Raw genomic sequence first — 22,339 nt, 5'->3', positions numbered from 1 at the left:
AACTTTTTCTTCACCCTCTTAAAATAATCAGTATCCAAGCTAAATTCAGCACAATGTGTACCCATTTCTAACGCAGGCATTTTACCGAGTCAATATAGTGTCAACATCAATGTGTTGTCTGTGGGCTGGCACATCACTTCAACGGCCCAACCCTTAAATGGCATCTAGAAGCTATCTCGCTGTTTCAAAAAAATATCAATTGGCAGGGTTAATTACCAAAGAATCAAAACAAACCTCACCAAACGGCTAGCTTATTGATAACCCCTTGAGCGTCCCAGTCACATGTTCATTAAAGCGCTGAATAAATCCCTGCACATACTCTTCGACAGATAACAGCGGATTTTCTAATAACGGCCTCACATCAACCGCATAAGTCACTCCTTTCACCTCATCGACTCGATGAGAGCTAGAGAAGGTTGCATGAGCGAGACGCCGCCCTAATACCGCCTGATCATAGCGTTTACCACCACTGACCTGTGAATCAAACACCTTCAATAAAGACAGCGCTAACTCTTTTGGTTCATCCGATTTTAAAGCTATTTTTTCCTCATCACAGACCCAATCCAAATCTCGCCATACTTCACAGGCATAAATGGATTTCGGCCAGCTTTCTTTTGGCAAACGGCGCAAAGCAGCTAAGGTACGTAAAAAAACAGCGACATGAGTATCATGCTTATCCATGGGGTTATGCATATAGACCACTTCAGGTTGCGTCTTTGTTAAAATCTCTTCTAACTCACCAATTAAGGGCAACGCTGACGTGTTTTTTAACGATAGCACTCGGATAGGCAAGTTGGAATTGTGCACTATATTCGCCTAATGCTGCTGCATCACGTTGCTCTTTAGCACGAATTTCTTTCATTTGGTTATCACTATATGCAGCATACGCACCTGTGCGAGGGCTGCCCCCCCCATCAGTGACCACCACACCACCAAACCACTTCCCTGGGCTTTGGTAACATTCGGCGATGCCATGAAACGCAAGAATTTCAATATCATCTTGATGGGCTGCGATCGCTAAATGACTAGTGCGTTGTAACGCTTCCTCTATAGAAGCACCATCAGGAATAAATAAATCTGCTGCAGATTGATTAAATTTCATCATCTTAAATACCTAATAAACGGGCAGATTGATCACCCCCAGACATAACATGCGCTTTTATCATCTTATAGCCACCCCACAGCGCATCGCCCCGAGGCTCCACCAAGCGCTCTTGAATAACCGGGTTTAATAATGGACTAAATTTGTGCGCCAAACCGCCTAACAAACACAGGGGTAAATTTTGACTGCTATGTTGATATAATTGCCCTATCATCACCTCTACTTCGTCAATTACTGTCTTGATAATATTCTTTGCATAAGGGTCATGTTGCTCAAAGGCATCGAAGACATCCGGAGCAAAACGAGCGAATTCAGTTTTACTCGCATTAACGCCAAACTCAGCCAGCTCAGAAATGTTATTATTAAATTTTTGCGCGATAGATTCGACCAGGTATGAAGGCTCCTCACGATGATCTAAAAAGCGCAAGGTGACTTGTAAAGCCGCTAAGCCAATGCCTGAGCCGCCAGCTCGATCATCCAAGGGAAAGCCATACCCCCCAATATGCTCAACGCCATCATCATCGACTAACCAGCCGATACAACCAGTACCCAATACAAAAATTGCTCCATTCTCACCATTATGCCCTCCCAAACAAGCGGTATGCGCGTCCGACTGAACAACAACTTGTGAGCCTAAAGCATGCACTTGCTCTAAAAACGCATGGCGCGCCTTTGGCACCTCTAGGCCAGCAATACCAAGCCCTATCGGCAATTTTACATCTAAAGCAAGCCCTGCTTGAGACTTCGCCTCATTAATGGCTAAAGTTAGCATGTGCATCGCCTGAGAAACACAAATAGAAATATTGGAAGCGCCTTGCACTGACTCACCGAGGACCTGCCCTTTGTTATCATAGATTCTCACACGCGTCGAGGTTCCGCCCCCATCCACACTGATGTAGCAATGACTTCCCATGCTTTTCCTTCACTAAAAATTTTATCGAGAGACTCAAACTAATCTTAAAACAAAATGTTTTCCAAGCGTAGTATTTCGGTAAATTTTCTACAATGGTAAAAAATACCCTTGATGTGTGTCATAAACTCTAGTAGTTTTACTAATCACACCGTTCATTTCAATGAAGAGTTAATCCCGATGAATACGCCAGCACACGCTAAATCTTCCTCTTTTTCTTTATTTATCACCTTCTTTGCTGCAATAGGCGGCATATTATATGGCTATGACATCGGCATTATCAATGGCGCACTTCTATATATAGAACATGATATCAACATGTCAGCTACCGAAACCTCACTGATTGTGGCTGCTGTTCTAGGTGGTGGCGCACTCTCAACTCTGGTCACCGGCTACCTTGCCGATCGCTTTGGCCGAAAGAACATGATGATCACCGCAGTTATTATCTTTTTAGTCGGCGTCGCCTTCCTTGCTACTGCCAATAACTATGACTTGTTACTGATGGGACGGGTTATCCAGGGCATCGGTGTTGGCATTATCACCATTATCATCCCATTATATCTTAGCGAAGTCGCTCCTAAACACTTGCGTGGGCGTGGCGTATGCTCTTTTCAGGTCTTATTAACGGCAGGGATTTTACTTGCCAACGTCATCGCTTACTTCTTTGCCAAAGCAGGCATTAGCTGGCACATGATGTTTCTAAGCTCAGGAATTCCCGCGGTTATCTTAGGCATTGGCCTGCTCTTTTTACCTAAATCACCGCGCTGGCTCGTCTTCAAAGGCAATATCAAACAAGCCCGTCATTCACTTGAACAGGTCTACTCTAAAGAAAGCGCCTCCCAAGAGCTCGACTTAATCTGCAATAGCCATAAAAAAAGCGGCTCGGCCTCCATCGGCGCCCTGTTCCAACGTAAATTTATTTATCCGCTAATGCTAGTTTTCGGTGTTGCTATTTTAAACCAACTCACCGGCATCAATACTATTTTACAATTTAGCGCAACAATCTTAAAAGGCGCAGGCTTGCATTCCGACTTATCCGCCATTTCAGGCAGTATTTGGATCACTGTCGTTAACTTCATTATTACCATCATCGCCATGCTACTTGTCGACAAAGTGGGTAGAAAACCCTTACTTAGCATCGGTACCGCAGGCGTCGCAATTGCTCTAGTGTTATCTGGCTTTGCCTTTATCTACCTCCCTGAGGGCATGACCAAAGGCATTATTATCGGGATCGGCTTACACCTTTACATCTTATTTTTTGCTATCGGCCCTGGCGTTGTTGTCTGGATTGTCCTCTCAGAGCTACTACCCAACTCCATTCGTAGCATCGGCATGGCGATTGCCCTATCATTGAACTCACTGGCCTCAACCGTTCTTGCATCCAGCTTCTTACCTCTGGTCAACCATATCGGTTATGGTGGTATTTTTATCATGTGCGGCCTCTTTACTGTCATTTACTTTTACTTAGCCTACTTTAAAATGCCAGAATCTAAAGGCAAAAGCTTAGAAGAAATCGAAAGCAGTTATAGCGAAAACGGCCCTTCACTTACAGCCCAACAAGCAAGCACCTAAGGAAGCAATTCACCATGACCACTTTTATGGCCGAAGAAACACGTTATGCCCCACTCTGTGTAGAAAAGCAACTCAAAGAAAATAGTACACTTTGGCAAGATATCGCAACAGCCATCAAAAATCGCCACCCGCAATTTGCACTCACCATCGGCCGTGGCAGTTCAGATCATGCCTGTACTTTTGCTAAATACCTATTAGAAACCCAACATGGTCTAGTCACCGCCTCGGCGGCACCTTCAACTCGCACACTGTACCAAGCTAACTTGCAACTCAAGCACGCTCTCGTCATTGGCATTTCTCAATCTGGTCAAAGTGCTGATTTATGCGAGATGATGACTCATGCCAAAAAGCAAGGCGCAACAACCATTGCCATCGTTAATCAAGTCAACTCACCACTTGCCGACTTGGCTGAGTTTATTATTCCTATTCATGCCAGTGAAGAAAAATCAGTCGCAGCAACCAAAAGTTATATCGGCGCCTTAAGTGCATTATTACAGCTCGCCTCTAAACTTTCTCCGCAGGCTAAATTGCCTTTATCAAGTTTGCCTGAGCAATTAAATTTAGCGCTAGGCACTGATTGGAGCCATAGCCTGCCCATCTTTAAAGACGCTAAAACAACGCTAATTGTCGGCCGTGGTTACCAATATCCCATCGCTCAAGAAGCAGCACTAAAGTGCAAAGAAACTGCGATATTGCATGCCGAAGCCTTTAGCGGCGCTGAGGTTTTGCACGGCCCTTTTGCCCTAGTGCAAGATAATTATCCCGTGCTTTCTTTCGTCCATAAAGATGCTTCGCAAGAACAAATGATAAATTTAATTAAACGCATTCAACAAACAGGAGCACAACCTGTTACAGCGACCGCCGGTAACCTTGATCAGTTAAATTTATTAAAAGATTACAGCAAAGAAGTTACTGCTTTACCCGATAGCTTGCATCCATTGCTTGATCCATTAGTCACCATCCAAAGCTTTTATGTGTTTATAGAGCAACTCGCCAGACTACGTGGTTTTAATCCAGATGAGCCATTAAACTTATCTAAAGTGACCTCAACAAAGTAAATAACACCAGGCGCTGCGCCGTTCGGCTTGTTTTTTATTTATTCAAAGAAAAACCGAAGAGCTTAACTAGCTCTTCTTCTTGGCTTAATACATCCGCTAAACTATAAGCCTCAAACACTGCCAAAAAACTATTTAAAGCTTCTGCCAATATCTCTTTTAAACGACATGCAGGTGATATTTTACAACCTGGCCTTGCATGCGTAAAACATTCAACCAAATCGAAGTTTGGCTCAAGCTGCCTGATCACCACTCCTAGGTTAATATTTTCGGGGCGTTGCAAAAGTTTAACCCCACCCCCTTTGCCTCGAGACGTCTGAATATAGCCAAGCTGGCCGAGCTTATGAATCACCTTACGCATATGGTTAACTGATAAGTCATAATTTTTACTGATTTCATCAATCGAGCTACTCTCTTTTTTGCATGCCAGAAAAATTAATACCCGTAATGAGTAATCAGTAAATTGTGTTAATTGCATTATAACTCGGCCTTGCTATGAACATGTATTTAAGATACATTATTAAAACAGTCATTTCAAATGCATGTTTAAGGGGTGAAAAATATGCTGTCTGAACAAACAAAAAACATCGTCAAAGCAACCGCTCCAGTCATGAAAGAGCACGGTTTAACCATTACATTGCGCATGTACGAAATCATGTTCGAACGCTATCCTGAAACTAAAACTCTTTTTAATCAATCTCACCAAGCAACAAAACAACAACCACGCGCACTCGCGAACTCTATTTATGCCTACGCTGCCAATATTGATAATTTAGAAGCTCTTGGCGATGCAGTTGAGCTCATTGCACAAAAGCACGCTTCTTTAAGCGTACGACCTGAGCATTATGATATTGTTGCAGAATGCTTAATCGATGCAGTCAAAGATGTGCTCAAAGACGCTGCAACAACAGAAATTATTGACGCCTGGACAGAAGCCTATCTCTTTCTTGCCAATATCTTCATCAATAGGGAAGAAGAGCTTTACCAGCATGATAGAAATCAGATTGGTGGCTGGAATGGCTTTAGGCGCTTTATTATTAAAAATAAAATCAAAGAGTCAGATGATGTTTATTCTTTTTATCTACATCCGGAAGATAATCAACCCATCATTAATTTTCAATCCGGCCAATATATCGCCTTACGTGCTCAACTAGACGGCACAACAGTGACTCGTAATTACAGTCTCTCTTCAGCTTACCATGATGATCATTATCGAATCAGTGTAAAACGTGAAAAACAAGGCCACCTCACCCCTTTACTGCATGATCGCATTAATATTAATGACACGATCGAACTCGCCGCACCAAAAGGAAATTTCACCCTAGAAAATACTGACAAGCCTATCGTACTCATCAGCGGTGGCATTGGAATCACCCCTTTATTTACTATGCTTGAAAAAGCACTTAATCAAAACCCCAGTACACAAATAACTTTTATTCACGCGACAGAAAATAGCCAAACCCATACTTTTAAAAAACAACTTGCAGACTATAGCTCTCAATATCAAGCAACTTTAACAACCTACAGCTGTTATGACCAACCCTTAGACGACGATGAATGTGACCTAAAGGGCTATATCACTAAAGACTGGCTCAAAGAGAAATTACCTAACACAAAAGCCGAATTTTATCTTTGTGGCTCTGCAAATTTTATGAAGCATATTTTCCAACTACTCAAAGAGCTTTCTATTGACGAAAGTGCAATTCATTATGAATACTTTGGACCTTTAGAAGAGATCAACAACTAAAAAGTAATTTAGGTGCACAAGCCAAGCAACAGCCTTTCAGAAAATACTCAGTTATAGGGAAAAGTAATAAGTAGTGCTGAGCAAAAAAATGTTATCTTTTTGTTTTGCTCAGCATGATGTTTTTCAAAATTGTCCGCAATAATACCGCCGTATGCTTTTGAATAAAATAACCTGCGGCACCCATTCTGAACGCCTGCTCAATATACTCATCATCATCACTTCCGGCAGATACGACGATTAGCTGGTTTGGGTGCACCTGTAAAATTTCTTTAATCATGTCCAAAGCAACACGACGCATTTGTATGTTTAAAATCAAGATGTCTGGGTGATACTTTTCTTCTAACGGCTCAACATCTTTCGCATGAGAACCTTCTGCAACAATGTAAAACTCACTGCCATCCAAAGCCTTATGCAAGCTGGCTTGGTCTCCTTTTAAATCATCATCGATGATCATCACATTGTATGCCATAACCTATCCCGTCACACTGATTTCCACCCATATACGTATTAAATATAGCAATATTTCAGCAGGTTGCCTGCTCCAAGAAAATTAGCGACAAGCCGCTCTAATCAATTAGACAATGACTCAGGGAACTTGATAAAAGCTTACAATCAAGAAATTAGCTATGCAAAAAGATCTGTTTTTCTTAATCACATCCTGTATTTTTGCATTTATCACACTGATTACCTGAAGCATTCCTGCCAAATTTAACGACGTGATTATGAGGCATGGATAAAACTCTAAGTTATTTTTAACTTGCTTAGAATTGCACCATAGCAACTAATAAGATACATACTCTTTCACTATTGACTTTCCACCCCACTGTTCTTTCTATTTAAAATAAAAAGGCAACCACTAAAAAAAGAAGCTCCTGTTTTACAACAGCCCTAAAAATACAAAATAATTACAAATTACTATTTATTTATCTTCATTTATATTGATAATAAGCAATGCATATTTATTAGATTTTAGCTCAACACTTAATACAGCCGTATTATTCCTCAAGCTGACAGGACCGACTAATACCTTATTAACCGTGCCTAAATCCGGAATTTTATCACCAGAAACAATAATAGGTTTGATACTTATTTCTGATTTCTGGTTGCCTTTTGGCAATTTAAACGACGTTAAAAATGCACCAACACGTGTTTGATTATTATCACTTTTAACTTTAGTAACACCTTGAAAGACCATTGATGCCACACCATTGTGAATAGAAAGTGTTGGGTTGCCTACGAGCTCAAAAGTGCTATTACCCACTGAGTCACCTGATTTAATCCAAGGAAAATTAGGGATGATATTAGTATAGATTTTATACGATGATATTTTTTTACCTTTATGGAAAAGGACCAGGTTAGCAACATAATCATGATGACTATACCTAAAGTAGGTTGGCCCACCAAATGATATGTTTTTAAAATGCTTATTTAAAGAAAAGACAGGGGAAAACACATGTTTATCATTATAGACATACACATTTTGCTTATTCTGCTTTTTATCTATTGTTGCCCTTAATGCAAACTGACCACTATTCACTGACATATCCCAAAAATCATGCAAACCCTTTTGTGAGCTTAATTTTGAAATAGCAACTTCAGCTAATTTATTAATATTAGGGTTAAACTCTAATACGGCTTTAATTGATTGATCTTTGTTTTTTGTGTTTTTTAACTTTGTTAAAAAGTAAATATGACCTTGACTAACATAAGGTGCATCGAATGACGCAATAGAATATTTTCCAATCTTATCACCCGTTTGGCGTATTAACGCAGTTTCCCAGTGTTTATTTAAGTATTGAGCATAAAAAACACCTGTTTTACCATTATTCAGCTGAGCGGCAAACGTTATAATATTATTTTCTATCATCGGGCCATTAAAGTTAACAGACCCTCCCGATTGCGATGCTTTTGCAAAATTAACAAAGTGTGCACCAGCGCCTTTAATAGCTGTTGATGTTGTAATAATCGCCTGAGGAGCAGACCAGTTGCCTTGCTTTAGCTGACTTAAATAAATCACAGGTTTATTTTTTTGATTACCCCTAAAGACTAACTGCTGACCTGAGTCTGAAATAGCTGGCCCATCATAAAAGCTATTAGAAACACTAACAACAATGGGTTTTATATAAGTCTGTTTTTTTAAAGCATAGCCATGTACATTTACAATCACCAGTGCACTCGTGACAAGCAGGACCCTGTGATTAAATAATCTTTTAAAAAATGACATTTATTTCCTCCAACATTTAAAAATGTTAATTAAACGCACCAAATATTTATAATATGACAATATTTATAGCCTTCATCCAAAATGATAAACTTCATACTTTACAATTATTTTATTTTCTATATAACTGCTGATCGTCCGATTGCCTACACCTTATTTCTATGCTTGACAATGGTAAAACCATTTAAACTTTACTGCAAGTTAGGCAGTGCAATTAACACCTAGATTGTGATTTTTTCATACCCCATAATATAACCGCAGCAACTACAGCTTTCCACAGGGCTACCACAAAAAATTACGTCATATTCACTAGCACTCTACAATTATTACTAACTCCAGAAAAACGAGTTACAAAAGGAGTTTTATCGAGAACCCTTCGAACAGGAATTGCCAACCTAAAGCCAAACCACCTGTCACTCTTATGCCCCTGTTAACGGCATGCAACAAAGGCAACAAAACCAATATTGACTAGCCACATAATTAGTTAAGCCTGTAAGTGAGATACATAGCGATTTGATCTCTGACCTCCCACCAAGATGTACATGTAATTTATAATAAAAGCAATGCAGTCAAAAATCATCACAAAATATAATTTTGACTTTATCTGTATTTATGTTAGATTTTTTCTTCATGCCTTAATAAAAACATATAAGTGAATTAAAAATTCTTCATATACTTTTAAGGTAAAGGGTTCTTCGTAGGTTACAAAAACAGCTAGCCATCATGCTTAATTCTGTTTGCATCCAGAATCATCAAGCTTAGTTAGTCTGCTCTTTTGTCAATTATAACAATGATTGGAGTTTCCACCATGGGTGCTACACCTTCGCGTAACCGCGCAAAACTCACACTATTCGTTGCTGTTATTGCCGTCATTGCCGCAGCAATTGAAACCGACTTATTTATCCCAAGCTTACCAGCGATGCAAAGCTATTATTCAGCCTCCTCTGATCAAATTCAGCTACTGATCAGCATGAACTTCTTAGGCTTATGCATCTCCAGCTTATTTTATGGGCCACTCTCAGATAGCTATGGTCGCAAACCCATCTTACTTCTTGGTCTGGTCATCTTTACTATTGGCGCGCTCGGCTGCTTATTTTCGCCTTCATTGAACGGTATTATTTTTTGGCGCTTTATCGAAGGTGTTGGCAGCAGTACCTGCTTTGTCGTACCAGGTGCGATGATATTCGACTTATATAGCAAAGAAGAAGCTGCCCGTATTTTAGGCATACTAAACAGCATCATCACCGTTGTTATGGCAGGTTCGCCCTTAGCCGGTGGCTTTATTCATGTTCAATTCGGCTGGCGCGCAAACTTCCTTTTCCTAGCCCTAATTGCAGTGCTTGCATTAATTCTCGCGGTTTTCTTAATTAAAGAGTCCCTGCATAAAGAAGACAGAGCGCCCTTGCACATTAAGTCTATTTTAAAAGGTTATTACCGACTGATCACTAATACGGAGTCTCTCGGCTATTTACTCATTATCTGCTGTGCTTTCGGCGCTTATATGGTTTACATTTCAGGCTTATCATTGATTTTTGTCAATCATTTGCATATTTCTGAAGCTGTATTCCCATATTATCAGGGTGCTGTATTACTCGCTTTTGCCCTGGTCAGTGTTCTCTGTGGGCGGATTATTCATTTTTTGGGCATGAAAAAAGCGTTACATTACAGCACCATTGCTTTAGCAATTGGCGCAACACTATTGCTATTAACTGGATTATTTGCCCCTAACTCAGCAATACTCACCACAGTAACGATGTCTATTTTCGCAGGTGGCATTGCTTTGATGATCACCATTGTGTTTGGCAATTATATGGAAGTTATCCCTGAGGTGAAAGGCATTGCCTCCGCCTTATGCAATGCGTTTCGCCTATGTTCTGCCGCGTTATTTGTCGCCCTCGCAGGCATGCTATTTACAGGGACGATCACACCGGTTGCGATTTTCATCTTCACACTCGCAGTCATCAGTACCATTATTTTAGTATGGTTGCAGTGGAATAAACTACATCACGCCAGCGAGACGGCCAGCTGAGACCCTCATCAGAGCTGATAGGCCACAGTGACTCTGTCTTGCCCCGATAAGTCTTGTACCGTTTTAATATTGATAAAGCCTGCTTTTTTAAGCAGGCTTTGTACTGCTAATCCTTGTTGATAACCATGCTCTAAAGCCAGTAGACCACGAGGGTTTAAAAAAGCCGGGGCCTGATCAATAATCAACTCGATATCATCCAAACCCTGCTCACCCGAAGCAAGCGCTGTACGAGGCTCAAAACGCAAATCCCCTTGCTCTAAATGCTGGTCTTGCTCTTCTATATAAGGTGGGTTTGATACGATAGCATCATAAAAGCCACTCAATGGCTCACACCAAGAACCATAATGAAACTTAATATTGTTTAAGCCTAAGCGCTCGGCATTTTCTTTGGCAACACTCAAAGCCGCGCGAGAAAAATCAACAGCTTCAAGCTGCCAGTTCGGTCGGCTATGCGCTAAAGCGCAACCAATCGCCCCGGTTCCAGTTCCTAAGTCAACTATTCTCAAATTCTCTTTTTTAGCTAGGTGCGTTAAAACATATTCGACAAGAACTTCCGTATCGGCCCGTGGAATCAATGTTGCCGCTGTCACTTTAAAAGGCAACGACCAAAACTCACGTTCTCCTAAAATGTAAGCAATCGGCTCGCCCTGCTCACGACGCTCAATATAGTTTATAAATTGCTGATATTGATTGACTGTTAATATGGTTTCATCAAACGCTCGCAAAAATGAACGGTTTTTACCCAAGGCAAAGCCGAGTAATAACTCGGCTTCGAATCGCCCATCAGCATTAGTCTTTGTTAATTTCGCTAGTTTTAAACTCGCCTTGGCCAAAGCTGCTTGAATCGTAACAGAAGAATTAGGCACCTTCCATGCTCGCTAAAAGGTCAGCCTGATGCTCTTGAATTAGGCTGCCAATAATTTCAGCTAAATCTCCTTCCATGACTTCATCAAGCTTATAGAGGGTTAAATTAATTCTATGATCGGTAATACGCCCTTGTGGGTAATTATAAGTTCGAATCCGCTCAGAACGATCTCCAGAACCGACAAGATTTCGACGCTCCTCTGCTTGCTCTGCTTGCTGACGCGATTGCTCAGCAGTAAGTAAACGAGATTGTAACAAAGCAAGAGCTTTTGCCTTATTTTTATGCTGAGAACGCTCATCCTGGCATTCAACAACAACACCAGTTGGCAAGTGGGTAATCCGAATCGCCGAATCGGTTTTATTAACGTGCTGACCACCCGCACCGGATGCTCTGAAAGTATCAATACGCAAATCATTGGTGTTAATTTCAATTTCATCAACAGAATCTACTTCTGGCATAATCGCCACCGTACACGCCGAGGTATGAACACGGCCCTGTGATTCTGTCGCTGGAACACGTTGCACCCGATGTGCGCCAGACTCAAATTTCAGCTTAGAGTATGCGCCTGTGCCAATAACACGGACAATCACCTCTTTATAGCCTCCATGATCGCCTTCGCGCTCAGAAATCAGCTCAACTTGCCAGCGATTATTTTCAGCATAGCGACTATACATGCGAAATAAATCACCAGCGAAAATCGCCGCTTCATCGCCACCCGTTCCAGCACGTACCTCTAAGAAAACATTGCTATCATCATGCGGATCCTTGGGCAACATGAGTTTTTGTAGCTCTATGGCAAGCTGCTCACAGCTTTCATTAGCGACTTTAATCTCTTCTTGTGCCATCTCACGCATTTCAGGATCGTCATCTAAAAGCATTTGCTCCGCAGTTTCTAAGCTATCTTGAGCCTGCAAGTATTCTTCAAAACACTTTACAATTGGCTCAAGCTGGGCGTATTCCTTTGAATACTCACGAAAGGTATTTTGTTGGCCGATCACCTCTGGATCACCGAGTAGTACTTCTAATTCTTGATAACGCTCTTGAACAGTTAATAATTTTTCTTGTATTGATGCTTTCATAGTATCCGATCTTTTTTATCCACCCCGAGTAATTCAGAGGCATAAGAAACAAATTCATAACGACCATCACGGGCAGCTTCACGCAAACGCACACTCGGGGTATGCATCACTTTATTCACCAAACGATGACCCAAGGTTTCAATGACATTTTCAGGCAATTGGCCATTTTTAAGGCAAGCAGGGCTTCTGCAACCAATAAATCACGTACTTCCAGCACCTGACCTCGATAATCACTAATGACATCAGAGGCCTGCAAAGAGCGACACCAGGCATAAAACTCATCCGTCTCTTCACTGATCATCTTTTGAGCCTCAAGCGCTGCTCGTTCGCGACTCTGCTTACTCTCTTGGATCACCTGCTGCAAATCATCAACCGTATGTAAGTGTACGCCCGAGCATTCATTCACATCAGCAGAGACATCTCTCGGCACCGCAAGGTCAACCATCAATATGTCACTATTATGGTCACGTAGGCTCAGTGCCTGCTCGACCGTCACCCGGCTAATAATCGGGTCGCGACTGCCTGTTGCTGTAACAACAATATTGGCCGCGGGCAAATAAGTCGACAGCTCAGTTAAATCAATGGCTTCACCATCGACTTTTGCTGCTAAGGCCTGAGCGCGCGTTAATGTACGATTCGTGATGATCAGTCGACCCACACCATACTCTTTTAGATGACGTGCAACCAGTTGAGCCGTATCTCCAGCCCCCACAACCAATACAGTGGTTTCACTCAAGTTACTAAACATTTTCTGACTCAGGCGCACGGCTGTAAAGGCAATGGATACAGGGCAAGCTCCCACAGCGGTCTCAGTGCGCACCCGTTTAGCTGCGGAGAAGGAGTGCTGAAATAATCGCTCCAACACGGGCGTTGTCACCCTGGCCTGTTGAGCGATGGAAAACGCGGCTTTAAGCTGCCCCAAAATCTGCGGCTCACCCAAAATCAAAGAATCTAAGCCACACGCGACTTGCATTAAATGCTGTACGGCATCCGCAGCGCAATAGCAGTACAGGTAATCACTTAAGTTTTCTAAACCACTGGCATGCGTCCACCAACGTCGAACAGCATTAACGTCTTCAGCCTGACAGTACAACTCAGTACGATTACAGGTCGATACAGCGATCAAGCCTTTCACCTGACCACTTGCGAGGGCTGATTGTAAAAAATCAGCAAGCTCGCTTTCCACAATGCCCACCTGCTCTCGCACAGCCAGCGGCGCATTTGTGTAATTCACCCCTAAAACAAACAATTGCATCGTTCAACGTTCAACTTATCAAATATTTATACTCAATATCTTTACTTTAGCAGCCCTAGCTTAACTTCGTTCAAACGCCACCCCAGCATTTACCCAAAGTCAAGTTCCCTCCACCTGTAGCCGATATAACAACATGGCCCTCTTAAAAGCAGATAGAGGTAACTGTGTTCAAACACTATGCCTTAATCGGTCTTGCAACCTTATGCTATGCCTGTGGCACCGGTGCAGAACAGTACACTGCTAAGTCACCCTCTTCGGCTAAGCCTAACTTTGCCACCGAAGATCTTCATAAGCTACTCATCGCCGAAGTCGCTTACCAGCGCGGCCATTATGAGCTCGCATTGCGGCATTATCATAACACGACTTTGAGCAGTCGGAATAAAAAATTAGCGGCCCATACAACACGGCTTGCTTTAGAGCTGAATCAACCGGATATGGCACTAGAACCTGCGATTATTTGGGCAAACCAAACGCCAACTAATCCAAGACCTCAAGCGCTGGTTGTCCTCATGCTGATTTCCAGTGAAAACTACAAGCAAGCTTTGCCTTATCTTGCCCGTATTACAAGCACTAAAAAAGCACAACCCTATTTGAAACTTGTCACAGAAGAGTCTACCGAAATTGAGCAAAGCAACCTGACCTTTCTTTTCAGTGAGCTTTATAAACAACAAAGTTTTCACCCCGAAGCCGCTTTGATCATCGCAAAGTTTATCTATAGCGAACAGCCTACTTTAGCCCGTAATATACTCCATGATATTCTAATAAAACATCCCAATTGGCCCGCAGCCTTAAGCTTTAAAAGCCAAATCCATCCGAACTAAAATTTGCAGATAAACCCATTGGACCAGCTATTTTTAATGATATCAATAAAACAACGCGATACACTGATAGAAAGACTAGAAATCAAACAAGCCAAAACAACTAGCATTTAACTTAGGCCGAATAACAATGATAATGCGACTCAAATCCCCACTCCCGCTTATACAATTACAATCAAAAAAAATAAAATTTATAAATTTCATAAAGTTAACATTTTTATCTACACTGATCGGCCTACTTAGCGCCTGTGCAACGACACTAAACACCTCCGCACCGCCAATTCCTAAAGATAAAAACATCGCCTGGCAGCACTATCAACAACAGCTCACCCCAAAAACACACTGGCAATTACAAGGCATCGCCGCCGTCCGTTATCACCAGCAAGCCGAACAAGCCAACCTCAACTGGACCCAACAAGGGCCTCACAGCTATCAAATCAGCCTTTCAGGACCTTTAGGCATCGGCGAAGTCCGCCTGATTCACAGACAAGGTGAATATAGTTTTACGGATAGTCATGGCAAAACAACGCACGCCAGTTCTGCCCAGCTCCTCATGCAAAACCTGCTCGGCTGGAGCCTACCGGTGAAAGGGCTTTATTACTGGGTACGCGGATTAGCCGATCCAAATGCTTCTTATCAGAAAACCCTGGATATTTATGGTCGACTCGCGAGCTTGCAACAAGCCGGCTGGCAAATAAACTATCTGCGTTATCAATGGCGTGATGGCTTACCTTTACCGACACTGATTCGCTTAAAAAACCAGCGCCTTTGGCTAAAAATCGCCATCAGTGACTGGCAGGCGTTTGCGCAAAAATAACAGACTAAATCAAAGACTGAATTAAAAAACCAATGAGTAATATTCATCTTTTATAAAATTATGACAAAAATGTGACAAAGGTTTGACAGAGAGCTAACACACACAGTAAAATACCGTCACTTGCGCAAAGGACCATGAAATTGCGCATTTAGGTGGGGTATCGCCAAGCGGTAAGGCACCGGCTTTTGATGCCGGCATCCCCTGGTTCGAATCCAGGTACCCCAGCCATTTTTCTTTAGATTTAACATACTGACTAAACCCGATCCCCTTACACTCTCAAGAGGAAGCTCAGCGTGTCCAAACTAATGCTCTTTACCGGCAATGCTCATCCTGAACTTGCTAATAAAATTGCAAAGCACTTACACATTCCCCTAGGCGATGCCAAAATCAACTGTTTTAGTGACGGTGAAATTTCTACAGAAATTTTAGAGAACGTCCGCGGTAATGATGTTTTCATCTTGCAACCAACAAGTTCTCCTGCCAATGATCACTTAATGGAAGTGATGATCTTAGCTGATGCACTACGCCGCTCATCGGCAGGACGCATCACCGCGGTCATCCCCTACTACGGCTACGCACGCCAAGATCGTCGTACACGCTCTTCTCGCGTACCCATTACTGCAAAAGTTGTCGCAGATATGCTCGCCGGTGTCGGTATAAACCGTGTAATGACGGTGGATATTCATGCTGAGCAGATTCAAGGCTTTTTCCATATTCCTCATGATAATGTCTATGGTTCTCCGGTATTACTGGACCATGTATTAGATAAGAACCTAATCGACCCTGTCGTCGTCTCTCCTGATGTCGGCGGTGTGGCTCGTGCACGTGGCTTTGCCAAACGCCTAAACAACGCTGATCTTGCCATCATCGATAAACGCCGTCCGCGTGCCAATGAAGCGCGCATTATGCACATTATCGGTGATGTTAAAGGCCGTGATTGTATACTCGTTGATGATATCGTCGATACCGCAGGCACACTCTGTAAAGCGGCTGAGGCGCTACGTGAACAAGGCGCGACCAATGTCTCTGCCTATTGCGTTCATCCGGTTCTTTCAGGCAATGCCATTGCCAATATCGAAAACTCGAGCCTTACCGAGCTTGTTGTCACAGATACGATTCCATTGACCGAAGAAGCTAAAAATTGCTCTAGAATTAAGCAATTATCTCTAGCACCGATGCTTTCTGAGGCCATTCGTCGCGTTTGTCATGAAGAGTCAATCAGCTCGATGTTTGTTGAATAAAATATTATTTTTCACTATAATAACGCGCTGTTGCTTTGGTCGCGAAGCAACAGCTTTTTTTTAACTTACGTTTTTGGAGACAGTTATGTCACAACCTATCGAATTACCTGCGGTTGCACGTCAGGACAAGGGGAAAGGTGCGAGCCGCCGCCTACGTCGTATTGCAGACCAAGTTCCTGCGATTATCTACGGTGGTAGCAAAGATCCTATGTCGATTGCCATCTCTCACAACTTAATCTTACAAGTTGAAGAGCATGAGCACTTTTACACTCAGATCTTAACCTTAGATGTTGATGGTAAAAAAGAGAAAGTGATCTTAAAAGACATGCAACGCCACCCATACAAGCCTAAAGTCACTCACTTAGACTTCCAACGCGTTGATGCTAAATCTAAACTTCATATGTCGATTCCTTTACACTACACCAACGAAGAAGTTGCAGTGAAATTGGGTGGACACGTAGAGCACTACGCATCAGAGGTTGAAATCACCTGCTTGCCATCTGACTTACCTGAGTTCATCGAAGTCGACATGGCTAAAGTTGAGCTTGGTCAAACCTTGCACCTCTCTGACATCAATGTACCAAAAGGTGTTACTTTAAGTGCACTGGTACAAGGTGATGACCACGATCACGCGATTGCTGCTATCAAAGCAAACAAAGTCGTTAGCGATGATGATGCTACAGATACTCCAGCAGCAAGCGATGAGGGAACTGCTGAGGAATAATAAACCATGAATGCGCCTGTAAAGCTCATTGTCGGCCTTGGCAATCCAGGGTCTGAATATGAAAAAACGCGACATAATGCAGGTGCATGGTTTGTTGAACAGCTGGCAGAGCAGTATCACGCTGCTTTGCGCCCTGAAGCTAAGTTTCACGGCTTAGCTTCTCGTCTTAACGCATCCAGCTTAGGTAACGCCCAGTTACTGATTCCAACAACCTTTATGAATCGATCGGGTCTAGCTGTTAAAGCCTGCAGCCATTTTTATAAGATTCCCCCCGAGCAAATTCTCGTCGTTCATGATGAGCTTGATCTTCCTCCAGGCACAGCCCGCCTAAAAAGCGGTGGTGGTCATGGCGGCCATAATGGCTTAAGAGACATTGCTGCACAACTTGGCACCAAAGACTTTCAACGCCTGCGCATCGGTATCGGCCATCCTGGCAATAAGTCTCAAGTGGTTAATTTCGTCCTTAAAGCCCCTTCTAAGCCAGAACACACGCTTATCCTACAAAGCATTGACGCCAGTTTCGAGGTCCTCGCCGAACTTATCTCAGGGCAGACGGCAAAAGCGATGAATGCTCTACACAGCCGCTAGCAAATTCGTTACAATACACAGCGAATAACAGATTTTTAATTAGTTAATTTATTTATAGAGACGATCATGGGTTTTAAATGTGGTATCGTTGGTCTGCCTAATGTCGGTAAATCAACACTTTTTAATGCACTTACTCAAGCTGAAATCGATGCAGCGAATTATCCATTTTGCACTATCGAGCCAAATACCGGTGTCGTGCCTGTTCCTGACTTACGTCTGGACAAGCTCGCTGGCATCATTAATCCTCAACAAGTCATCCCAACAACGATGGAATTCGTTGACATTGCAGGCTTGGTAAAAGGCGCGTCCAAAGGTGAAGGCTTGGGTAATAAATTCTTGGCCAATATCCGCGAAACCGATGCCATTGCACATGTCGTCCGCTGCTTTGAAAATGAAGATATTGTCCACGTCGAAGGTAAAATCAACCCACTGGATGATATCGACGTTATCAATACTGAATTATTGCTGGCCGATATGGAAATGCTTGAGCGTGCCTGCCAGCGCCTGCAAAAAATTGCTAAAAGTGCAAATAAAGAAGCCAAGCAAGACTTAGAGCTAATGCAGCGCTTAAAAGCTCACGTTGAAGAAGGCCACCCTGTGCGCACTTTCAGCGAAGATACAGAAAATTCACAGACCTACGGCCTACTGCAATTTTTAACCTCAAAGCCAACCATGTACATTGCTAACGTCAACGAAGATGGCTTTGACAATAATACTCATCTCGATGCCGTCAGAGAACTTGCTAAAAAGGAAGGGGCTATCGTCGTACCCATCTGTGCGGCCATTGAAGCTGAAATTGCCGTCCTCGATGAAGAAGAAAAGGCCGAGTTTATTCAAGATTTAGGCTTAGAAGAGCCTGGACTTAACCGCGTGATTCGTGCAGGCTATGACCTACTCACCCTACAAACTTTCTTTACCGCCGGCCCCAAAGAAGTGCGCGCTTGGACCGTACATATCGGTGCCACCTGCCCACAATCAGCTGGACGTATCCACACGGACTTTGAAAAGGGTTTTATCCGCGCAGAAGTCATGGGCTATGATGATTTTATTCAATACAATGGCGAGGCTGGCTGTAAAGAAGCCGGCAAATGGCGCTTAGAAGGTAAGGACTACATCGTCCAAGATGGTGATGTCATGCATTTTAGGTTTAACGTTTAAACGATAAAACAGCGAAGGAGCGCCTAGCGCTCTTTTTTATTTACAGATAATATTTAACGAGGGTATTTTATGACAATCGCAGTTCTAGTCGCTATGGAAGAGGAAGTCCAACTTCTGAAAGAATATACGACTGGCAAAACTCATGAAATTAATAACTTCTTATTTCATGAAGCGAATATTCACGGTGAAAGCGCTATTGTCGTCCAAACTAAAATCGGCAAGGTCAATGCGGCAATGGCAACGACTTTACTTATCGAGCGTTTCAAACCCAGTTTAATCATCAATACCGGAACCGCCGGTGGCTTTCACGATGGCTTAAATATCGGTGATATCATTATCGCAGACAAAGTATTGCACAATGATGTCGATGTCACAGGCTTTGGTTATGCTTACGGCCAAATTCCAGGCTTACCCACCCACTTCGAACCTGATGCGCAAGCAAAAATTTTGGCTGAGCAAACCTGTCAACAAGCCGACCTTACTCATTATATTGGCACAATTGCAACGGGTGACTCTTTTTTAAGCACACCCTTTTTAATCGACCGCGCTAAAACCAATATTAACAATTTATATGCCGGAGAGATGGAAGCGGCAGCTGTCGGCCAGGTCTGTTTCCATGCCAATGTCCCTGCCTTATTCATCCGCGCAGTTTCAGACATCGCTGGCACCGATGATCAAGAAAAAGACTTTAGTGCAAATATTCAAACGGCTTCTAAAAAATACACTCACTTTATTAGTGAATTTTTTAAGCAGCGTTCAAAAATAAATTAACTAGTAAAAATAAAATTCGTCACTCCCACAAGTGAGTGACGAAGCCGTCTTTACGATATTCATAAGGCCATAGCAATCCTGGCCTCAACACTTTCATCACACCCCTTGCTTGAACAACATTACTTTTTACACCGAAACCAACGAATTAATAATTCATTCTCTTTAATCGAGTCTGCAATCATTTGATAAGCATCAATCGTCTCTTGCAGTGCATTCTCACCAAAACGTTGATCAAAGCCTTTTTTATCTTCCAATAGTTTTAAAGAATCAACAATATTTTGATTATACCTAGCATAATTTTTATTCTCATCACGCATTTGTAATTTGGAAAAACCAGCGGATAATAATAAATTTTTATAGCCTTCTTCTGTTTCAGCAAATAAAGTCAAATTTTCCATCTCGCACATGGTTTGCAGACGCGCACCCCATTGGTTTTTGCTAGGGCTTAACCAGTCATCAATCACCAGCTCCCCACCTGGCTTTAACACTCGATAAATTTCTTTAAATAAAGGCAATTTATCATCTAAATGCGTAAGTACCCCCTTGCTATACACTACATCAAAGTGATTATCTTCAAAAGGCAGTAAGGGTGGCTGTTGGTAGGCAGTAAAATGCAATAAGTGCTTTAATGAGTCAGGTGCACGGCGTGTTGCTTCTTCTGCAAGCCAAGGATTAACCTCAATACCAGATACTTCTGCCTGATAATGCTCTGCCAGGTAAAATGCCACGCCTCCCAAACCAAAACCGATATCAAGTAGCTTTTTCCCTTTTAAGTCAGTCTGTTGGAACATGGCTGCTACAGCCTCATCCCCTCCTTCAGACATCATGCCTTTACCATAAGACTCTTCTAGTAATAAGCAATACTCTTCTGGATATTCAGCGATAATTTTCTTTAAGTCTGCCATAATCAGTGCTCATATCAAATAAATATCACAGATATACTGTATCTGGCTTGCTTAGTCAAACTAAGAAAAAAACATAGCAAAAGTTAAGTATACCCACTTCGGTTCTTTCGAAAAAATTAAAAATAAAGCATCTACTCTCTAAAACCTACCCCCTAGCCCATCACCCCACATCAGCCAAATGCTTTCAACAAAATTCAATATTATTAAATGATTAAAATACCTTACCCAGCCAAGACACCTGATTGAACTTTATTTTCTGAATGAGTTATATTAATAGCTAATAATCAATAACTATAAATAACTGCTATGGGTGAATAATATGGGCTTAAAAGAAGACAGTATTATCATTGCCATTCACGGCTTAAAAAATAAAAACAGCGCTGAAGTCGCTGAAAATTGGTGGAAACAAGCCATACTAGAGGGATTACGAAAGAACTGTCAAGTTGAGCCTGAGTTTAACTTTAAACTGCATTATTGGGCAGATTTAATTTACAAATACCCTTTGCATAATGATGAGCGTTATCGCTTTGATAAACTCTATAATCACAACCCTTATAAAGAAGCAGAGCAAAATTCGTTTACTTATTATAAGCCTCGACTATTTGGCGTCAGCAAAGGCAGGCAAACTTTATCCCAATTTGTGTTTCGACGTACTCTTAATTTCTTGCAGCGCTACAATCGCATTTCTTCCTGGGTGTCACAAAAAATACTCAGAGAAGTTGAATTTTACTATAATGAGAAGGTTACCATTCACAGTCATAGCAATCAACAATCTAGCCTTCGCAATATTTTAATTAAAGAATTCATTGAAAAAATCAGGCAGCATCAAGGAAAAAGAATCTTAATTCTAGCTCATTCAATGGGTGCTGTTATCGCTTACGATGCATTACGAAATATCCGCTCTTTTTTACCTAATATTAATATAGAACTCTTTATAACTATAGGCGCTCCGCTAACCTATTCAGTTTTCCGCACAAACCCTTATCTAGACACTGAACATGGCCATGCTAGACGCATATTAAGGACACCTACAGCAGTTAATTCTTGGTTCAATATTGTCGATCCGGATGACCTTGCCTGTTACAGCCGTTTACGACTCTTTTACTATAAAAATCGTAAAGGTGTGGTTGTAGAAGATATATTTGTTAAAAATGAATATCAATACACCTCACACAAAACAAATAAAACAGTTAAAAACCCACATGAGGTTTACGGCTATTTAAGAACCCCTGAAGTTTCTAGCTTATTATTAAACTTCATAGAAAATAAAAAAACAACAAAATAAAATTACTAACATAGCATGAATTAATAAAACAATAATAAACCCCTGAGTTAATAGGGGTAATTATTACTAATGTAATTATTTTCTATTAGTATTATATATTTGTTAAAAAACTCAGTCTTTGTTACTTATTAGTTTTCTTACCGGAAGGATTAATATAAAAGTTGCAATGCAAAGTCCCAGCCCAACCCAGGAAAAGT

Annotated in this window: 21 protein-coding genes, 1 tRNA gene and 1 pseudogene; 13 read left to right on the top strand and 10 right to left on the bottom strand. The window is 41.9% G+C overall.

Annotated elements, in window-relative coordinates:
* Window positions 1–246: 246 nt before the first annotated feature.
* From BGC07_RS22445 to BGC07_RS12530, 3 genes are read right to left on the bottom strand one after another with little or no spacing between them, the layout of a single operon-like run.
* Complete coding sequence (locus BGC07_RS22445) at window positions 247–693, bottom strand: hypothetical protein (protein ID WP_235603155.1); 447 nt, start codon at window positions 691–693, stop codon at window positions 247–249.
* A gap of 43 nt (window positions 694–736) precedes the next feature.
* A complete protein-coding gene (locus tag BGC07_RS22440) occupies window positions 737–1,105 on the bottom strand; it encodes a PIG-L family deacetylase (protein ID WP_235603154.1) in 369 nt (122 codons plus the stop codon).
* 1 nt (window position 1,106) lies between these two features.
* The gene (locus BGC07_RS12530; protein ID WP_069313388.1) at window positions 1,107–2,015 is read right to left on the bottom strand and encodes a BadF/BadG/BcrA/BcrD ATPase family protein; all 909 of its coding nucleotides are present in this window, start codon (window positions 2,013–2,015) and stop codon (window positions 1,107–1,109) included.
* A 177-nt stretch (window positions 2,016–2,192) separates the two neighbouring features.
* Between BGC07_RS12530 and BGC07_RS12525 the strand changes: the two genes are divergently transcribed.
* Both BGC07_RS12525 and BGC07_RS12520 read left to right on the top strand, forming a co-directional pair.
* The gene (locus tag BGC07_RS12525; RefSeq protein WP_069313387.1) at window positions 2,193–3,584 is read left to right on the top strand and encodes a sugar porter family MFS transporter; all 1,392 of its coding nucleotides are present in this window, start codon (window positions 2,193–2,195) and stop codon (window positions 3,582–3,584) included.
* Between the two features lie 14 nt (window positions 3,585–3,598).
* On the top strand, window positions 3,599–4,642 hold the full coding sequence (locus tag BGC07_RS12520) for an SIS domain-containing protein (protein ID WP_069313386.1): 1,044 nt from the start codon (window positions 3,599–3,601) through the stop codon (window positions 4,640–4,642).
* A gap of 34 nt (window positions 4,643–4,676) precedes the next feature.
* Here the strand turns inward: BGC07_RS12520 and BGC07_RS12515 are convergent, their stop codons facing one another.
* A complete protein-coding gene (locus BGC07_RS12515; protein WP_069313385.1) occupies window positions 4,677–5,117 on the bottom strand; it encodes an Rrf2 family transcriptional regulator in 441 nt (146 codons plus the stop codon).
* Between the two features lie 84 nt (window positions 5,118–5,201).
* Here BGC07_RS12515 and hmpA point away from each other — a divergent pair, with 84 nt between their 5' ends.
* Complete coding sequence (gene hmpA, locus BGC07_RS12510) at window positions 5,202–6,386, top strand: NO-inducible flavohemoprotein (protein WP_069313384.1); 1,185 nt, start codon at window positions 5,202–5,204, stop codon at window positions 6,384–6,386.
* Between the two features lie 91 nt (window positions 6,387–6,477).
* On the opposite strand, the gene BGC07_RS19535 is transcribed toward hmpA, so the two are convergent.
* Window positions 6,478–6,855, bottom strand: coding sequence for a response regulator (locus tag BGC07_RS19535; protein ID WP_077216898.1), 378 nt, complete (start codon window positions 6,853–6,855; stop codon window positions 6,478–6,480).
* A gap of 450 nt (window positions 6,856–7,305) precedes the next feature.
* On the bottom strand, window positions 7,306–8,553 hold the full coding sequence (locus BGC07_RS12500; protein ID WP_139121692.1) for a hypothetical protein: 1,248 nt from the start codon (window positions 8,551–8,553) through the stop codon (window positions 7,306–7,308).
* 862 nt (window positions 8,554–9,415) lie between these two features.
* Here BGC07_RS12500 and BGC07_RS12495 point away from each other — a divergent pair.
* Window positions 9,416–10,636 (top strand): multidrug effflux MFS transporter, encoded by a 1,221-nt coding sequence (locus tag BGC07_RS12495; protein WP_069313382.1) that lies wholly within the window; start codon window positions 9,416–9,418, stop codon window positions 10,634–10,636.
* Between the two features lie 8 nt (window positions 10,637–10,644).
* Here the strand turns inward: BGC07_RS12495 and prmC are convergent, their stop codons facing one another.
* The 3 genes and pseudogenes from prmC to hemA form a co-directional block, all read right to left on the bottom strand.
* Complete coding sequence (prmC, locus tag BGC07_RS12490; protein WP_069313381.1) at window positions 10,645–11,502, bottom strand: peptide chain release factor N(5)-glutamine methyltransferase; 858 nt, start codon at window positions 11,500–11,502, stop codon at window positions 10,645–10,647.
* Window positions 11,495–12,580: a peptide chain release factor 1 gene (prfA, locus tag BGC07_RS12485; protein ID WP_069313380.1), complete on the bottom strand. Its 1,086-nt coding sequence runs from the start codon at window positions 12,578–12,580 to the stop codon at window positions 11,495–11,497. Before prfA ends, prmC begins: the two co-directional genes overlap by 8 nt.
* Window positions 12,577–13,835 (bottom strand): annotated as a pseudogene (gene hemA / locus BGC07_RS12480) (glutamyl-tRNA reductase). The gene prfA and the pseudogene hemA overlap by 4 nt, the downstream one beginning before the upstream one ends.
* Window positions 13,836–13,999: 164 nt before the next feature.
* On the opposite strand from hemA, the gene BGC07_RS12475 reads away from it, so the two are divergent.
* The 8 genes from BGC07_RS12475 (at window position 14,000) to BGC07_RS12440 (ending at window position 19,952) form a co-directional block, all read left to right on the top strand.
* The gene (locus BGC07_RS12475) at window positions 14,000–14,656 is read left to right on the top strand and encodes a hypothetical protein (RefSeq protein ID WP_069313379.1); all 657 of its coding nucleotides are present in this window, start codon (window positions 14,000–14,002) and stop codon (window positions 14,654–14,656) included.
* Between the two features lie 127 nt (window positions 14,657–14,783).
* Entirely contained in the window at window positions 14,784–15,470 is a 687-nt protein-coding gene (gene lolB / locus BGC07_RS12470; RefSeq protein WP_235603153.1) for a lipoprotein insertase outer membrane protein LolB, read from the top strand.
* Between the two features lie 153 nt (window positions 15,471–15,623).
* Window positions 15,624–15,698 (top strand) — tRNA-Gln (locus BGC07_RS12465).
* Window positions 15,699–15,775: 77 nt separating this feature from the next.
* The gene (locus tag BGC07_RS12460) at window positions 15,776–16,711 is read left to right on the top strand and encodes a ribose-phosphate pyrophosphokinase (RefSeq protein ID WP_069313378.1); all 936 of its coding nucleotides are present in this window, start codon (window positions 15,776–15,778) and stop codon (window positions 16,709–16,711) included.
* A gap of 85 nt (window positions 16,712–16,796) precedes the next feature.
* The gene (locus tag BGC07_RS12455; protein WP_069313377.1) at window positions 16,797–17,435 is read left to right on the top strand and encodes a 50S ribosomal protein L25/general stress protein Ctc; all 639 of its coding nucleotides are present in this window, start codon (window positions 16,797–16,799) and stop codon (window positions 17,433–17,435) included.
* A gap of 6 nt (window positions 17,436–17,441) precedes the next feature.
* A complete protein-coding gene (gene pth, locus BGC07_RS12450) occupies window positions 17,442–18,023 on the top strand; it encodes an aminoacyl-tRNA hydrolase (RefSeq protein ID WP_069313376.1) in 582 nt (193 codons plus the stop codon).
* A 66-nt stretch (window positions 18,024–18,089) separates the two neighbouring features.
* Window positions 18,090–19,181, top strand: a complete 1,092-nt coding sequence (gene ychF / locus BGC07_RS12445; RefSeq protein ID WP_069313375.1) for a redox-regulated ATPase YchF — start codon at window positions 18,090–18,092, stop codon at window positions 19,179–19,181.
* A 69-nt stretch (window positions 19,182–19,250) separates the two neighbouring features.
* Window positions 19,251–19,952, top strand: coding sequence for a 5'-methylthioadenosine/adenosylhomocysteine nucleosidase (locus tag BGC07_RS12440; RefSeq protein WP_069313374.1), 702 nt, complete (start codon window positions 19,251–19,253; stop codon window positions 19,950–19,952).
* A 119-nt stretch (window positions 19,953–20,071) separates the two neighbouring features.
* Here BGC07_RS12440 and BGC07_RS12435 read toward each other — a convergent pair whose 3' ends face one another.
* The gene (locus tag BGC07_RS12435) at window positions 20,072–20,857 is read right to left on the bottom strand and encodes a class I SAM-dependent methyltransferase (RefSeq protein WP_069313373.1); all 786 of its coding nucleotides are present in this window, start codon (window positions 20,855–20,857) and stop codon (window positions 20,072–20,074) included.
* Between the two features lie 319 nt (window positions 20,858–21,176).
* On the opposite strand from BGC07_RS12435, the gene BGC07_RS12430 reads away from it, so the two are divergent.
* Window positions 21,177–22,142: a lipase/acyltransferase domain-containing protein gene (locus BGC07_RS12430; RefSeq protein WP_069313372.1), complete on the top strand. Its 966-nt coding sequence runs from the start codon at window positions 21,177–21,179 to the stop codon at window positions 22,140–22,142.
* Window positions 22,143–22,339 lie beyond the last annotated feature (197 nt).

Source organism: Piscirickettsia litoralis (assembly GCF_001720395.1).
GTDB classification, from domain to species: domain Bacteria; phylum Pseudomonadota; class Gammaproteobacteria; order Piscirickettsiales; family Piscirickettsiaceae; genus Piscirickettsia; species Piscirickettsia litoralis.
The sequence above is the reverse complement of the archived record's forward strand: the minus strand, read 5'-3'. Positions and strand labels throughout refer to the sequence as shown.